Raw genomic sequence first — 15,782 nt, forward strand, 5'->3', positions numbered from 1 at the left:
AATTTAAGTTTTAATATTCAGATCAAAATTGATCTCAATTTCTTCATCTATGACAATTAAGCCAAAAATTTTGCTAGGTGCTTGTAGATTAAAATCCTTGATGTTTAGTTCTAATTTTCCTACAAAACGAATTTCGTTTTTCCAGGTGATTTCAATTGGAAAGCGGTAATCGTTTTCAATTCCTGCAATGGTAAAACTTAAAGTTACTGTGGCATCTTCTTCCTGGTGGAGATCTATTTTTTTTATTTTCAAAAAAATCTCCGGGTATTTTTCAGTTTTAAGTAGGTCGTGAAAATCTTTATTGATTTTTCTGTGTCCGCAGTCAAAATTTTTATTTTCTAGGGTAAGTATACTGTTTTTGAATATTAGGGCGCGTTCTTTATCAATGTAGTGAACCTTAAAGCTTTCGTTTTTGAAGTAAAGCGGATTAAAATTACATTCAAATTCATTTATGTTTGTAGTACCAGTAATACTTAGGCTACTGTTGGGCAGGATGACAATTTCGCGGGTCTCTAAACTAGTTTGTGTCAGGCCCGAAAAACTAAGAAATATCGTGAAGAAAAAAAGAAAATAAGTTCTCATCCTGATTAAATTTAGGGCTTTCTAATAAATATATGCAATCATTTTTTATTGAAAACAGGAAATAAAAAAGCCCCGGTGAATCTCTTAGAGATAGCATCCGGGGCTCAACATTCAACTTAAAAACTAATTACTGCTTCAATGTTGAATCCGTTAAACTGAGCATCGTCATAAACAGTTCCGGCAGGATAGTCGTTATACTGCTGGTTTACATACTCAACTTTTGCGAGAACGTTTTTGGTCAAGAACCATCCACCACCTACGTTGAAACGGTTAACTGAAACATCATCATTGCTTGCAGTGTTGTATCGAGTACCTACGTAAAAGTCTTCGCCCTGACCAAAACGGTAGATAAGCTCACCTGCATACTGATTCCAATCATCATTTTCAGTTGATGCATTTTCATAGATTCCAAAGAACTCAAGTCCACCAAATTTTATGAATGGGTTGATCATGAAAGAAGTAAGTTCTGCTCCAGTGGCAGGGTTAATTCTACCAGCTCTGAAATCACCTTCTATTACATTGTAGTATCTTGTTCCTGCACGGTCACCACTGTAAAGGTATTGTGTAGATCCTCTTGAACCAATAGGTCTGAATCCAGAGTGAAATACAGATCCTGTTAATCTAAATCTGAAATCTTCGTTTATTTGCTTATCGTAACCAATCTTTGCAAGGTATGAAGGATCTCTATCAGTTTCCAGAGAACTTTGATTAATAGTACTGTTGGTAAAACCTGCCATTGCTAACCATGGACCGTTCATGTAGTAAACCTCTGCACCAACTTCAGTAGTAAAGGCATCCATTAAATAATTACCTACAAATGGGTTATAAAGAGCCATCGCGTTGTCAGATCTTCTAAAGTGAGCATCACCATAGTTGTTTTCCATGTGACCAATTTTCACTCTCCAATTATCCATATAACCTGCTAGATCTTCACTGATCCACTCAAGACCATCTATTTGAATATACCCACCTTTTACATATGCTTCATTGTGGTGTAAAGAAGAAAGATATGTTCTCAAGTGCATTCTCAATCCCGGAGCTAAAAGAACATCGAGATCAAGGTTTGCGGTAGCAAGGTTAAAGTTAGTTCCCAGTTCAGCAAGATCGTCGTTCTCCCCTGAAGAATTTTCCTGGCGTAGACCTTGTAATTGAATGGTAGAAGCACCACCTATTCTTACCTGAACTCCGTCAAAATCATAATCTGTGTCTTTTGTTGGTTCGAACTCGGTAAGACCACGCTGGTCTGGAGCTCTAAAGTTAGGAAGATCTCTGTCCCATATAGTTTTGTTCTCTACATCCACATCTACGTCTACGTCTTGTGCCTGTGCCTGAAAGCCTGCGGCCATCATTAAAGCAATTCCGAAATATTTGATTGAATTTTTCATTGTAATAATTTTTAAATTGAATAGTTATTTAGAAAATGTTGATTTGAATTTAATAGTTAGGTCTTCTCCTGTGGTAATTGTTCCAAACATAGCAGTTGGAGGGTCTACTTTGTAATGAGTCATATTGATTTTTTGTTCACCATTAATTTGTAATTTATTTCCATTAAGTTTTACTGTAAATGCTACGGGGACTTGTTTAGAAACTCCTGAAATTTTTAAAGTTGCAAGACCGTTCACTTTATAGGAGTCGCTTCCCTGAGCTTCAATCTTTTTAACTTCGTCCAGTTTAAATTCTATATTTTTATATTCGCTAGTGTTAAGCGCTTTATAAGCATTTTTGTCCATTCCACCTTTTCCGCTATCTAAGCTTTCAGCAGGAACGGTAACCTGTAAGCTGGAAATTCCTGTGAGCTTCCCCTCTTCGGTAGTGATTGTGGCGCCTCCTTTTTTAGAGTTTGCCTTCATTTCCCAATCGTGGATATTAGAAGTTCCTTCAACAATAATTTCTGAAGAATTATCCATTCTAAAGTTTTGACCGATCATGCTGCCTGCGGTTAGCAACATAAAGAATACGCCTGTAAGAATTACTTGATATGATTTTAAAACTTTCATGATATTAGGTTTTTAAGTTTGGTACAAAGTTGGGGTAGAAATAGAGCAGAATCTATGACGAGTATCAGGTTTGAGAATATTTTTTAAGAGAAATTTGGGAGACACGATAAAGGAGTTTATAGTGTTTACGCGGCTTTTCGTTCACTAAAACGTTTGCGATTTTCGAATATAAAAAAATTTACTGCGATAAAAAACAGCAGAATGCAGGAAGAATTTTTAGGAAATAATACTATTTCTAAAGAAAAAATGAAATCTGAACGCGCTTCTTAGTAATAAAGCTCGTCGGTTTTTAGATTTAAGAACCTCGAGGTTGCGAAAAATGTACTTAGCCAGGTAATAAGGATACCCATAACAAAAACGCCTATAAATAAAGCGGCAAGTAATTTTACGTCTGAAGTTAATGAAAGCTGCGGAAAGCTATTGTTGAGGTAATACAGTGCTCCGGCCATTCCTATAAGCGCGATGATTGCACCTATTATTCCCAGTTTTACACTTTGCCAGATAAAAGGTCTTCGAATAAAACCTTTGGTAGCGCCTACCATTTGCATGGTTTTAATAATAAATCTTTTCGAATACACCGAAAGCCTTATAGAACTATTGATAAGCAATACCGCGATAAACGTGAAAACTCCACTCGCAATAAGCACCCAGAAACTGATTTTCTTTACATTTTCGTTTAAAAGTGCGATAAGGGGTTTGTCATAAACCACTTCATCTACAAAGTTTTTGGAAGTAAGGTCGGCTGCGATTTCATCTACCTGTTCACCTGAAACAAAATCGGCATTCATATAAACATCTATGGAATTCTGTAAAGGATTATAGCCTAAAAACTCCATAAAATCTTCGCCTATTTCTTTGCTGTGCGCTTCGGCTGCTTCTTCTTTAGAAACATAGGTGGAAGATTTGGTGTAATCTGCCATCGCCAGGCTTTTCTTTAGCTGTTCTATTTCAACCTCTTTGGCGGTATCTTTTAAATATACGGTAAGCGCGATTTGTTCTTTAAAATGATCGGCTACTTTTTTGGTGTTCAAGACCAGCAACCCCAACATTCCTAATAAAAAAAGTACTAAAGCAATACTAATTACTACAGAAAAATAAGACGAGATTAAACGGCGTCTCTGGTACTTTTCAAAAGATGTGCTCATAGGGCGATCTCAGATTTTTTGTAAAAATAAAAAAGATAAGCTTGCAATATCTTTAAAACGTTTAAAGTTTAAAAAAATTAGCAAAGACCTGAAATATTTTTCAACGATTGCTGGAATTCTTAGGTATGCTGGAGTAGTAATTTTACTTTTATATTGAAAAGCACGAATAATATGAACATTTTAATCTTCGGAATTGGTGGAGTAGGCGGTTATTTTGGAGGAAAACTGGCTCAGGCAGGATTTGACGTCACTATGATTGCCCGCGGAAAGCACCTGGAAGCAATAAAGAAAAACGGACTCGAAGTTGAAAGTATCAACGGAAATTTTAAAGTAAAACCTAATTTGGTAACCGATAATTTAGCTGAAGTTCCTACTCCAGAGCTGGTGATTTTAGGCGTAAAATCCTGGCAAATTCAGGAAGTTGCAAAGCAATTAAAACCTATTATTTCAGCTGAAACAATGGTGGTGCCTTTACAAAATGGCGCCAATAACGTTGAAAAGCTACAAGAAATCCTTCCGAAGAAAAATATACTGGCGGGGCTTTGCCATATTGTGAGTTTTGTCGAAAAACCGGGAAAAGTAAAACACGTTTCCTTTGAACCCCGTATCACTTTTGGGGAGATTGATAATTCAAAATCAGAAAGAATTCAGCAATTAAAATCGGTTTTTGACAAAGCAGAAATCACCAATTTTAATCCTGAAAATATTCAGCTGGACATCTGGAAGAAATTTTTATTTATCGCAACTATAAGTGGCCTCGGCGGATTAACACGGGTTTCCATAGATAAAATAAGGGAAAGCGAATATTTGTATGATCTTTTACAAAAAACAGCCCGAGAAATTATGTTGGTTGCCAGGGCAAAAGGAATTCCGTTAGCAGAAGAACACCTGGAAAAAGTTTTTGAACTTATTCAAAATCAGCCGCAGGGAACAACAGCTTCCACGCAACGTGATATTATGGCAGGGCGCCCTTCAGAACTGGAGAATTTCAACGGATTTATCGTAAAAGAAGCCGAAAAATTAAAGATTTCAACACCCGTAAATAAAATGATCTACGAGTGTTTACTGCCTATGGAAATGGAAGCGAGAAAAAATTAACTATTCTTCGTTTTCTCCATTGAAATCTAATTCTGTAAAGTTTTCATCTATAATCATCGTGAGGCATCCGTTAACCTGTAAATGCTCCAGAGATTTCGTTTCATTATCCAGCTGAATGGTTTTTATTTCAAACGGCAATCCGTGGATTTTCAATTTGAAATTTTTACAGTCGCCGTCAAAGGAACCTTCTTTATGTTGCTGAATAATCAATTGGTTTTTCCTTCCTGTAAGTTTAAAACTTCTTAAACAAAAACGTCCTTTGGTATAATCGTAGCCATCGTGGGCATCTTCAAAGAATTGAGAATCTTCTTTCCCTCTCTTATAATAAACTTCCAGTGTTATTTCTTCTATCTTTTTTTCGCCTACGTGTTGTTGTACGGGATATTTTGGGATTATAGCACCTTCTTTAATAAAGACCGGCATACTGTCAATATCAGCATCTACCCACATTTCTTTACCGCCTGTTACCAATTCATCGGTCCAGTAGTTATACCATTTACCTCGAGGAACATACATGCGCCTTCCTTTGGCATTAGGCTCTATGATTGGACAGGCGAGAATGCTATCGCCAAAAATAAACTCATCTATTCTATAATGCGTGTTCACATCTTCCTGGTCAAACATTACCAGGGATTTTACTAAAGGCACTCCTTTTTCGGTATAATCCCAAAAAGCAGTATATAGATATGGAAGTAGCTGATAGCGTAATTCAATAAATTTACGCACTATATCGGTAATATCTTCATCAAAAGTCCAGGGTTCCTGGTCGCCGTGATCGCCGGAAGAATGCACCCTAAAAAACGGGTGAAAAGTAGCTAACTGAATCCATCTGGTAAATAGTTCGCCGTGTGGTTGTTCGGCGAAACCGCCGATATCACTTCCTGCGAAAGAAAAACCAGACATTGCCAGGCGTTGAACCTGCACGTTGGCAATCCATAAATGTTCCCAGGTGGCAATATTATCTCCGGTCCAGGTTGAAGTGTAGCGTTGAGTTCCTGAATAAGCGGCTCTTGTAATTACAAAAGGCCTTTTTGGATGCGAGAATTTCTTTACACCCTGATAGGTTGCCCTTGCCATTTGCATTCCGTAAATATTGTGGGCTTTTCTATGGCTACAGGCATTTCCGTCGTAATCATGCCTTACATCGTGAGGAAAAGTTTTATTCGGAACTTCCATCACCGCAGGCTCGTTCATATCGTTCCAGATACCTTTAACACCTATATCTTCAATTAATTCTTTAAAGAGTCCAGACCACCACTCCCTAATTTTAGGGTTTGTGAAATCGGGGAAATAACATTCCCCTGGCCAAACTTTACCTTTTATATAAGGGCCATCGGCGCGTTTACAGAAATAATCGTTTTCAAGTCCTTCTTTATAAACCCAGTAATTTTTATCAATTTTAATTCCCGGATCTATGATCGCAACAGTTTTAAAACCATCTGCTTCAAGTTCCTTTACCATTCGTTTTGGATCGGGGAAATATTCCTTGTTCCAGGTAAAACACCTAAAACCTTCCATATAATCAATATCAAGATAGATAGCATCACAAGGAATTTGCAATTCCCTGAATTTAGAAGTGATTTCTTTTACCTTACTTTCGGGATAATAGCTCCATTTACATTGATGAAATCCTAAAGCCCAAAGCGGAGGTAAATCTGGTTTCCCGGTTAGGTCGGTATAGTATTCAACGACATCGGTCATTTTAGGGCCGTAGATGAAGTAATAATTCATCTCGCCACCTTGCGCCCAGAAACTGGTTACAAAACGCCTTTCCTGCGCAAAATCGAAATAAGACCTAAAGGTATTATCAAAGAAAATTCCGTAGGCTTTCTTGTTGTGAAGCCCGGTGTAAAAAGGAATTGTTTTATAAATAGGATCGGTATCTTTTCCGTAGGCATAAGAATCGGTTACCCAATTTTCAAAGCGTTTGCCCTTTAGATTTAGATTTCCCGGTTTATCGCCCAGACCAAAATAGCTTTCCCCATCGTGAGAAACTTTACTCATTTTTACGATATCGCCACCAAATTCGTAGCTATCTTCCCAATGAAAACCAAGTTCATCTTCGTTGATTAAAGTTCCGTCTGCTCTATCGTAAATCTTTACTTTTAATCCCTTTTTGGAGACCTCACAGATTATTTTGGTAGTAGTGATACTGTAGCAATCTTCCTGCTCTTCAATATCTAATTGATTGTACCCAATACTTGCGTGCTTAGTGATCGCATATGAAAAATCCTTGGCAAACATACCGGTAGTAGAATATCTAAAGCGAAGCAAACCATCCCTGAGGATAGTAATTTGCAAAGCCACATCATTTTCTGTGGTAAAGTACAGGGTATCAACATCCTTACGGAAGGAAATTACACTAGATGGAAAAGCATTTCCTTTTTGTTCTAACTCGGTATTTGTGATCATATTTTATAATGGATTACTAGGCGATAAAAGAACTGAATAGTTTTCATATATAAGTTAGTATTGGCAAATTATTTATAAGCGTTTATTAACTATATCGTTGTTGTTCATTTAACTAACTTGAATACTTGAAAGCAAGCATCGCCAAAGGTGGGATATCTATAACTGTTGAATATTTTCTGGAATGCCAGGCTTTGTTGGTAGATGTCTTTTTTGAATTCTTGTAATCTCCTGTTCCGTAGAATTTCTTTTCATTGCTATTGAAAATTTCTTCGAGTTTACCGGCTTCAGGCAGGCCAATTTGGTAGTTTTCTCTCGGAATCGGGGTTAGATTACAAACAATAATCAAATTGTCTTTAGGCTGATCTCCTTTTCTGATAAAGCTTATAACCGAATTCTCGGCATCGCTGTAATCAATCCATTCAAAACCTTCGGGTACAAATTGTTTTTCATATAAAGCCGGCTGTGATTTGTAGAATTCATTTAAAGCTTTTACTAACTCCTGCATTCCTTTGTGGGAATCATATTCTAATAAATGCCAGTCTAAACTTTTTTGAAAATCCCATTCCTCGCTTTGTCCAAATTCACAACCCTGGAACAATAATTTGGTTCCGGGGTGCGTAAACATATAGGCATACAGCAAACGCAAATTGGCAAAGCGTTGCCATTCGTCGCCCGGCATTCTTCCTAAAATTGAATGTTTGCCGTAAACCACTTCATCGTGGGATAAAGGCAGCATAAAATTTTCAGTAAAAGCGTAAGTAAGGGAAAAAGTGATATTATTTTGGTGGTGTTTTCGGTAAATAGGTTCTTTCGCAAAATACTGAAGTGTATCGTGCATCCAGCCCATCATCCATTTCATCCCAAAACCGAGTCCGCCGAGAAATACGGGTTTGGAAACTCCACTGTATGCGGTAGATTCTTCCGCAATGGTTTGTACATCAGGAAAAGAAGCATACACTTCTTTATTGAGTTCCTCCAAAAATGATATCGCCTGGAGGTTCTTATTTCCTCCAAATTCATTGGGTTCCCATTCGCCCTCATCCCTGGAATAATCCAGGTAAAGAATGGAAGCCACAGCATCTACCCGTATGCCGTCGATATGAAACTGTTCTAACCAATATAAAGCATTACTGATTAAAAATGCTCTTACCTCGTTTCGGTTATAATTAAAAATTAAACTTTTCCAGTCGGGATGATAGCCCCTTTTTGGATCGGGATGTTCATAAAGATGAGTTCCGTCAAAATATCCGAGTCCGTGGCTATCTTCCGGGAAATGTGAAGGAACCCAGTCTAAGATTACTCCAATATCATTTTCGTGAAGTTTGTCTACCAGAAATTTAAAGTCATCTGGATAACCAAATCGCGAGGTTGGTGCGAAATATCCGGTAATTTGATATCCCCAACTCGGGTCGTAAGGATATTCCATAATAGGCATAAACTCTACGTGGGTAAAGCCCATCTCTTTTACATAGGAAACCAGATCTGTGGCGAGTTCCTGGTAAGAAAGTGACCGGTTTTCTTCGGTTTTCTTCTTCCAGGAAGATAAATGCACTTCATAAACCGAAAAAGGAGCATTTAAAGAATTATGCTTTTTCCGCTTCTTCAGCCAGGATTTATCTTTCCATTTATAATCGTCTTCCCAAACTACAGAAGCTGTATTTGGCGGATGCTCGCAGCGCCTGGCATAAGGATCGGCTTTTTCGGTAACAATGGAGTTATGATTACTATGGATTTTATACTTGTATAAATTTCCTTTTTCTACATTGGGGATAAAGCCTTCCCAGATTCCGCTGCCGTCCCAACGCACGTTTAGTTGGTATTCACCATCCTGCCAATGATTAAAATCACCAATCACTGAAACCTGTTTGGCACCGGGAGCCCAAACTGCAAAATAGGTTCCTTTAACCTTATTGAGCGTGATTGGGTGCGAACCAAATTTCTCGTACAAACGAAAATGTTTGCCCGACTTAAATAAGTTAATATCAAATTCTGAAAATAAACTGTGCGTTATAACTTTTGTCATATTATCCTATAGTTGTTCCGGGTGGAAGTACTGCATCTTTTTTAAGCACTACAATTCCCTCTTTTATTACGTAAGCATCTGTTTCATCATCTTCTAAATGGGGACCGCCATTGATTGTGGTATTGTCTCCAATTCTACAATTTTTATCGATTATGGCGTTATTTATATTGCAATTTTCACCTATTCCGGCAAGATTTCGAATTTTATTTCCTTCAATTTCCTCTAAAGATTCATAAAAATCGCATCCCATCATATAACAATTTTTCACGACAGAACCTTTTCCAATTCTAGACCTGACGCCGATTACCGAAGACTCAATTTCCTTAGCGTGGATAATACAACCTTCAGCAATAACAGCTTTTTTTAGATTGGTTCCTGAAATTTTTGAAGTCGGGAGAATCCTCGCCCGAGTATAAACCCGGTTTTCCATATCATAAAGGTTGAATTTTGGGATGTCTTCGGTTAAACCGATATTCGCTTCAAAAAAGGATTCTATATTTCCTATATCTGTCCAGTAGCCTTCAAATTGGTAACCACAAACTTTTTTCTTTCCTATAGCCTGCGGAATTATCTCTTTTCCGAAATCTACCGTACTCTCGTCGTCCATCAATTCAACCAGCAACTTGCGGTTAAATACGTAAATTCCCATAGAACCTAAATAAGAGCGACCTTCAGCTTCCATCTCCGGTCCCACGGGTGAAGTCCAGTCCGGTAGAAGTTCAGATTTCGGTTTTTCTATAAATGAAGTAATATTATTGTCTTTATCGGTTTTCATAATCCCGAAACTCGGGGCTTCTTTTGCAGTAACTGGAACGGTACCAATAGTAATATCGGCGCAGGAATCTATATGTTGCTGGACCATTTTATTGTAATCCATATGGTACAATTGATCTCCGGAAAGGATTAGGAAATAATCAAATTTATGTTTTTTGAAATGATGCATTCCCTGTCTAACAGCATCGGCAGTACCCTGGTACCAGGTTTTGTTATTTGGGGTTTGCTCTGCTGCCAAAACATCTACAAAAGCCGGACTAAAAAAACTGAAATGATAAGTATTCTTGATATGCTTGTTTAAGGAAGCCGAATTAAACTGCGTTAACACATACATTCTCTTAAGGTTTGCATTAATACAGTTTGAGATTGGAATATCTACCAAGCGATATTTACCTGCGATTGGAACTGCAGGTTTAGACCTGCTTTCTGTTAATGGGTGGAGCCTGGTGCCCTGACCGCCTCCAAGAATAACCGATAATACTTTGTCGTTTAACATGATTAGCCGCTTTTTAGTGAGTTATACAAATCGATATACTGCTGAGCTGAAACATTCCAGGAATGATCTATGCCCATAATATGTTTTCTGGTTCTTTTAAATTTGGGAGCGTCCTTATAAAATGTAATTGCCCTTGTTATGGTTTGAAGCATATCATCTTCTGAAGCTTCTTCATGACTAAACCCAAAACCACCATCTTCAATATCTATTACGGTGTCTTTTAGTCCGCCAATACTTCGCACTAAGGGAATTGTGCCATAGCGAAGGGAATACAATTGATTAAGTCCGCAGGGTTCTACCCGGGAAGGCATTAAAAGGAAATCGGCGCCGGCATAGATGAGGTGTGAAAGTTTTTCATCGTAACCAATAAAAACATTGTAAACGCCTTTATGTTTTTTCTTCAGGCTTTCTAATTCGTTTTCCACTTCAGGATTACCCGAGCCTAAAATAAGGATGCTGCAATCTTTTTTGGCCAGGACTTTATCTAAAACTTCCGGTAAAAGATCTGCGCCTTTTTCATAAACCAACCTTCCAATAAAAGCGAATAGAGGTTTTGAAGCTGAAAAACCAAATTCTTTACAAAGCCATTTCTTATTGGCCGTTTTTCCGCTTTGAATATTTTTAGACGAATAATTTTTTTCTATAAACTCATCGGTTTCAGGATTCCAGACTTTAGAGTCTATTCCGTTTAGAATTCCAACACATTTTTCATTTTCGTGACTCAGTAAACTTTCCAAACCATTTGCAGCTTCTTGTAATTCCCCCATATAACTCGGCGAAACCGTGGTTACCCGCCAGGCACATTTTATTCCTGCTGCTAAGGGATTTATCATTCCATCCCAATCGAGCAAGCCAATATGGTTTATGTCAAACGCTGGGAGATAATGTACTTTGTCGTGTGAAAACCATCCCTGGTATTGCGCGTTATGAATAGTAAGAATAACGGGAATTTGATTCAGCGATTCGTATTTAAAACACTCCTGCGCCATAAAAGGAATTAATCCTGTGTGATGGTCGTGGCAATGAATTATGGAAGGTTTTTCTTTTGAGGTGAGAAACCAATCCATTACCGCGATTTGAAAAGCTACAAAACGTGCAGTATCATCTTCGGAATAAACGAAATCCTTAAATAAAAGTTCCGGTATATCAACAAAAAGGACTTCAATATCTAAAACATTTTCTTTTAATTTCAGGATTTTATAAGGATAGGTATTTTCTCCCAAAACCAATTCTGCTTTGTAAACACTTTCAAATTTGTGGGCAGCGGTGAATTTATTATCATATAAAGGCATCACCACTTTAGCGCTAACACCGGCTTCCTGCTGGTATTTTGGTAAGGAGCCAACAACATCTCCCAGGCCTCCAACTTTTGCGATTGGGTAACATTCAGCGCTTACGTGTATCACGTTCATATAGAAATTTTTGAAAAAAATATGAGTTAATCAGGTTGTCTATTAGCGATTTTAAAGATCTGAATTTTGTAAAGCTTCTAAATTCACACCCCGTTTATCGCCAATTCTCTATAAATTTAGTAAAATAAAGGGATTCCTCATATTAATGAAGGTGTAAAATTGTTCTATTTCTGATTAGTTGAAAATATTAGGATCGAAATGAAATAAAATTTCTGGCTATAAATTTTTATTCAGCTTATCAGGATTTTGCCTGGTATCGAACACCGTGATTATCTTAATTTCGGAAGGATTAAACCGGGAGAAAATTGTAGTTTGTTTTGTGATAACAGCTTGATGTAACCCGGGTTTTGCAAGAGATTTAGGAAAGATTTCGGGATAGGTTTTAATTATTTCAAGATTGTGGTCTAAATTTTTTAATAAACTCCTTCTTTACTTTTTCAGACCAGTTTTTACTCAAATATTCAAATAACTTATTAAGTTTTTTCTCAGCAGTTTTGGTGATAATGACCGTTCGAATCACTATCTGTGTTTTTTAATGAATTTTTCATAAGAAGTTGTTTCTTCCCTTGCAATTTCTTTATCAGCCTCTTCAATTTCAGCTTTTTAGTCGGTAGAAAGTTCATCCCAAAAATACTTAGGTTTATTCTTTTTTAAAATTTCTCGGATAGGCCTAATTAATTCAGGATCATTAGTCTTCATTAATAATTGGGCAAGCGATATTTTTTCTTCCTGAATATTCATTTATAGTAATTTTAGAAGGATACTAAGATAAGAAATTAGCTTTAAACCAGTATTTTAAAAGAATTTTTTCAGATTTCAAATAAGCTTCTAATCCCTTAAGGCTAAATTCCCATAAGTGGTTTAAAATTGTAAATTTGCAGGCATTAATATAAAGTCGCTTTGCGCTCAACCTGCAGGTAAGAAAAACAAAACAATGAGTTACAACTTTAACGAAATTGAAGCCAAATGGCAAAAATACTGGTCCGAAAATCAAACTTTTCGCGCCAGCAATTCATCAGATAAACCTAAATATTACGTTTTGGATATGTTCCCATATCCTTCGGGCGCCGGACTTCACGTAGGGCACCCGCTGGGTTATATTGCCAGCGATATTTATGCGCGTTACAAACGCCACACTGGTTTCAATGTTTTGCATCCGCAAGGTTACGATAGTTTTGGATTGCCTGCAGAGCAATATGCGATTCAAACGGGTCAACACCCGGCGCTTACCACCGCGAAGAATATTAAAAGATACCGGGAGCAACTTGATAAGATTGGTTTTTCTTTCGATTGGAGCAGGGAAGTGCGCACAAGTGATCCCGAATATTATAAATGGACGCAGTGGATCTTTATCCAGCTTTTTGAATCCTGGTATGATCTTGAAGCTGAAAAATCCAGGGCAATTTCTGAATTAGAGGAAGTTTTTGCCTCGGAAGGGAATTCCCGGGTTAATGCTGCTTGCGATGATGATGTAGAAGAATTTTCAGCAGATAGCTGGAATAATTTCTCTTCAGAAGAAAAACAAAGAATATTACTGAAATACAGACTTACCTATTTAGCTGAAACTGAAGTAAACTGGTGCCCGCAGCTGGGAACCGTTTTGGCGAACGACGAGATTGTAAACGGCGTTTCTGAACGTGGCGGTTATCCCGTGGTACGTAAAAAAATGACGCAGTGGAGTATGCGAATTTCTGCATTTTCAGAGCGTTTGTTGCAAGGTTTAGATCAACTGGATTGGACCGAAAGTCTAAAGGAAAGTCAGCGTAACTGGATCGGGAAATCTGTGGGTGCGATGGTGCATTTCAATTTATATGGCGAGACCCTAAAAAAGGTGAAGGATGACGGAAGTCTTTCTGAACACCAAAAAAGAATATCAGTTTTTACAACGCGACCTGATACCATTTTCGGTGTAAGTTTTATGACTTTGGCGCCGGAACACGATTTGGTTAAAAAAATCACCACGCCGCAACAAAAAGAAGAAGTGCAGGCTTATGTTGCTGCCAGCGCAAAACGCAGTGAGCGCGAACGTATGGCCGATGTAAAGAGTATTACCGGTGTATTTACCGGTGCCTATGCCGAACATCCATTCACCAAAGAGCCGGTACCGATATGGATTGGTGATTACGTGCTTGCCGGTTACGGAACCGGGGCGGTAATGGCCGTTCCTTGTGGCGATCAGCGAGATTACGATTTTGCAAAGCATTTTGAAATTCCTATTCCTAATATTTTTGAAAACGCCGATATTTCTGAAGCCGCTTTTCCAGGAAAAGAAGGTACGGTGATCGCGAACTCCGATTTCCTTAGCGGATTGGAATATAAAGAAGCGCTTCAAAAAGTGATCCTGGAACTGGAAAAAACCGGTCACGGTTACGGAAAAACCAATTATCGTTTACGCGATGCTGTTTTCAGCCGCCAGCGTTATTGGGGAGAGCCATTTCCTGTTTATTACGTAAACGGAATGCCACAAATGATAGATGCGCAGCATTTGCCTTTGCGGCTTCCCGAAGTTGAAAAATATTTACCTACCGAAACCGGCGAGCCGCCATTGGGCAACGCGACAAACTGGGCCTGGGATACAAAAGCCAACGAGGTGGTAAGTAATAAGGAGATAGATGATAAAACGGTATTTCCACTGGAATTAAATACTATGCCGGGCTGGGCCGGGAGTTCCTGGTACCTTTTTAGATATATGGATGCCGGAAACGAGCAGGAATTTGTTTCTAAAGAAGCTCAAAAATACTGGGAAAACGTCGATTTATATATAGGCGGAAGCGAGCACGCTACCGGTCATTTATTGTATTCCCGTTTCTGGACAAAATTTTTACACGATCGCGGACAGCTTTCAGTTGAAGAACCTTTTAAAAAGCTGATTAACCAGGGAATGATCCTGGGGCAGAGTGCTTTTGTTTATAGATTGGAAGGAGAGAACGTGCTGGTTTCTAAAAATCTGTTAGGTAAGAATGAGGTTCAACCTATTCACGTAGATGTTTCTTTGGTGAATCATTCTGATGAATTGGATATTGAAGGCTTTAAGAAATGGCGTCCTGAATTTAAAGACGCTAAATTTTTAACCGAAAAAGATGGTTCTTATATAGTTGGTCGCGAAGTCGAAAAAATGTCGAAATCCAAATACAACGTGGTCAATCCCGATGACATTTGTGAAGACTACGGCGCCGATACTTTAAGAATGTACGAGATGTTTCTTGGTCCGCTGGAACAGGCAAAACCCTGGAATACCGCAGGAATCACCGGAGTGCATAATTTCCTTAAAAAGCTTTGGAAATTGTACCATAACGGGGAAGAATTTGAAGTTTCCGAAGAAAAAGCTTCAGCCGATTCTTTAAAAAGTCTGCACAAAACCATTAAAAAGGTAACTGAGGATATCGAGGAATTCAGTTTTAATACTTCGGTTTCAACTTTTATGATTTGCGTAAATGAGCTTTCGGCACAAAAATGCAACAGCAGGGAAGTTTTGGAACCTCTGGCTGTACTTATCGCGCCTTATGCTCCTCATATTGCTGAGGAACTGTGGAGTAAGTTAGGGAATTCAGAATCTGTAGTCAATGCTGAATACCCGGTTTATGAAGAAAAATACCTGGTAGAAAGCATCAAAAATTACCCGATTTCCTTTAACGGGAAAATGCGATTTACCATGGAACTTCCTTTGGATATGCAAAAAGATGAGATCGAAAAAACCGTAATGGCAGATGAACGTACCCAAAAACAATTAGACGGTAGAACTCCTAAAAAGGTAATAGTTGTTCCGGGTAAGATTGTAAATATTGTAGGGTAAAAAAGATCTGAAGATTATATAATTTGAAGATTTGAATAAATCCGTTTCCT

11 protein-coding genes are annotated in these 15,782 nt (G+C 38.1%); 2 read left to right on the forward strand and 9 right to left on the reverse strand.

Features of this window, described 5'->3' with window-relative positions:
• Positions 1 to 3 precede the first annotated feature (3 nt).
• The 4 genes from LB465_RS04325 to LB465_RS04340 all read right to left on the reverse strand — a co-directional run bounded on the left by LB465_RS04325 (position 4) and on the right by LB465_RS04340 (position 3,724).
• Entirely contained in the window at positions 4 to 582 is a 579-nt protein-coding gene (locus LB465_RS04325) for a YceI family protein (protein WP_224467422.1), read from the reverse strand.
• 116 nt (positions 583 to 698) lie between these two features.
• The gene (locus LB465_RS04330) at positions 699 to 1,967 is read right to left on the reverse strand and encodes a hypothetical protein (protein ID WP_224467424.1); all 1,269 of its coding nucleotides are present in this window, start codon (positions 1,965 to 1,967) and stop codon (positions 699 to 701) included.
• Positions 1,968 to 1,991: 24 nt separating this feature from the next.
• Positions 1,992 to 2,579, reverse strand: a complete 588-nt coding sequence (locus LB465_RS04335; protein WP_224467427.1) for a YceI family protein — start codon at positions 2,577 to 2,579, stop codon at positions 1,992 to 1,994.
• A 266-nt stretch (positions 2,580 to 2,845) separates the two neighbouring features.
• Positions 2,846 to 3,724 carry a cell division protein FtsX gene (locus tag LB465_RS04340; protein WP_224467430.1) on the reverse strand — a complete coding sequence of 293 codons (879 nt, stop codon included), beginning with the start codon at positions 3,722 to 3,724 and terminating at the stop codon, positions 2,846 to 2,848.
• A 171-nt stretch (positions 3,725 to 3,895) separates the two neighbouring features.
• Here LB465_RS04340 and LB465_RS04345 point away from each other — a divergent pair, with 171 nt between their 5' ends.
• On the forward strand, positions 3,896 to 4,822 hold the full coding sequence (locus LB465_RS04345) for a ketopantoate reductase family protein (RefSeq protein WP_224467432.1): 927 nt from the start codon (positions 3,896 to 3,898) through the stop codon (positions 4,820 to 4,822).
• On the opposite strand, the gene LB465_RS04350 is transcribed toward LB465_RS04345, so the two are convergent.
• From LB465_RS04350 to LB465_RS04370, 5 genes are all read right to left on the reverse strand, one after another.
• Positions 4,823 to 7,234 (reverse strand): glycoside hydrolase family 31 protein, encoded by a 2,412-nt coding sequence (locus LB465_RS04350; protein ID WP_224467435.1) that lies wholly within the window; start codon positions 7,232 to 7,234, stop codon positions 4,823 to 4,825. It lies immediately after the preceding gene.
• 112 nt (positions 7,235 to 7,346) lie between these two features.
• Positions 7,347 to 9,257, reverse strand: coding sequence for a 1,4-alpha-glucan branching protein GlgB (gene glgB / locus LB465_RS04355; protein WP_224467437.1), 1,911 nt, complete (start codon positions 9,255 to 9,257; stop codon positions 7,347 to 7,349).
• Position 9,258: 1 nt separating this feature from the next.
• Positions 9,259 to 10,527 (reverse strand): glucose-1-phosphate adenylyltransferase, encoded by a 1,269-nt coding sequence (locus tag LB465_RS04360; RefSeq protein WP_224467439.1) that lies wholly within the window; start codon positions 10,525 to 10,527, stop codon positions 9,259 to 9,261.
• 2 nt (positions 10,528 to 10,529) lie between these two features.
• Complete coding sequence (locus tag LB465_RS04365; protein ID WP_224467441.1) at positions 10,530 to 11,939, reverse strand: glycogen synthase; 1,410 nt, start codon at positions 11,937 to 11,939, stop codon at positions 10,530 to 10,532.
• A gap of 603 nt (positions 11,940 to 12,542) precedes the next feature.
• Complete coding sequence (locus LB465_RS04370; RefSeq protein ID WP_224467443.1) at positions 12,543 to 12,680, reverse strand: hypothetical protein; 138 nt, start codon at positions 12,678 to 12,680, stop codon at positions 12,543 to 12,545.
• 193 nt (positions 12,681 to 12,873) lie between these two features.
• On the opposite strand from LB465_RS04370, the gene leuS reads away from it, so the two are divergent.
• Complete coding sequence (gene leuS / locus LB465_RS04375) at positions 12,874 to 15,732, forward strand: leucine--tRNA ligase (RefSeq protein WP_224467446.1); 2,859 nt, start codon at positions 12,874 to 12,876, stop codon at positions 15,730 to 15,732.
• Positions 15,733 to 15,782 lie beyond the last annotated feature (50 nt).

Source organism: Salegentibacter lacus (assembly GCF_020164555.1).
Classification (GTDB): domain Bacteria; phylum Bacteroidota; class Bacteroidia; order Flavobacteriales; family Flavobacteriaceae; genus Salegentibacter; species Salegentibacter lacus.

What these genes read in the sequence shown, in the direction of transcription:
- LB465_RS04335 (WP_224467427.1), bottom strand. Translation starts at nt 2,579, where the DNA reads ATGAAAGTTTTAAAATCATATCAAGTAATTCTTACAGGCGTATTCTTT.
- LB465_RS04345 (WP_224467432.1), top strand. Translation starts at nt 3,896, where the DNA reads ATGAACATTTTAATCTTCGGAATTGGTGGAGTAGGCGGTTATTTTGGA.
- glgB (WP_224467437.1), bottom strand. Translation starts at nt 9,257, where the DNA reads ATGACAAAAGTTATAACGCACAGTTTATTTTCAGAATTTGATATTAAC.
- LB465_RS04365 (WP_224467441.1), bottom strand. Translation starts at nt 11,939, where the DNA reads ATGAACGTGATACACGTAAGCGCTGAATGTTACCCAATCGCAAAAGTT.
- LB465_RS04340 (WP_224467430.1), bottom strand. Translation starts at nt 3,724, where the DNA reads ATGAGCACATCTTTTGAAAAGTACCAGAGACGCCGTTTAATCTCGTCT.
- leuS (WP_224467446.1), top strand. Translation starts at nt 12,874, where the DNA reads ATGAGTTACAACTTTAACGAAATTGAAGCCAAATGGCAAAAATACTGG.
- LB465_RS04330 (WP_224467424.1), bottom strand. Translation starts at nt 1,967, where the DNA reads ATGAAAAATTCAATCAAATATTTCGGAATTGCTTTAATGATGGCCGCA.
- LB465_RS04360 (WP_224467439.1), bottom strand. Translation starts at nt 10,527, where the DNA reads ATGTTAAACGACAAAGTATTATCGGTTATTCTTGGAGGCGGTCAGGGC.
- LB465_RS04350 (WP_224467435.1), bottom strand. Translation starts at nt 7,234, where the DNA reads ATGATCACAAATACCGAGTTAGAACAAAAAGGAAATGCTTTTCCATCT.
- LB465_RS04370 (WP_224467443.1), bottom strand. Translation starts at nt 12,680, where the DNA reads ATGAATATTCAGGAAGAAAAAATATCGCTTGCCCAATTATTAATGAAG.
- LB465_RS04325 (WP_224467422.1), bottom strand. Translation starts at nt 582, where the DNA reads ATGAGAACTTATTTTCTTTTTTTCTTCACGATATTTCTTAGTTTTTCG.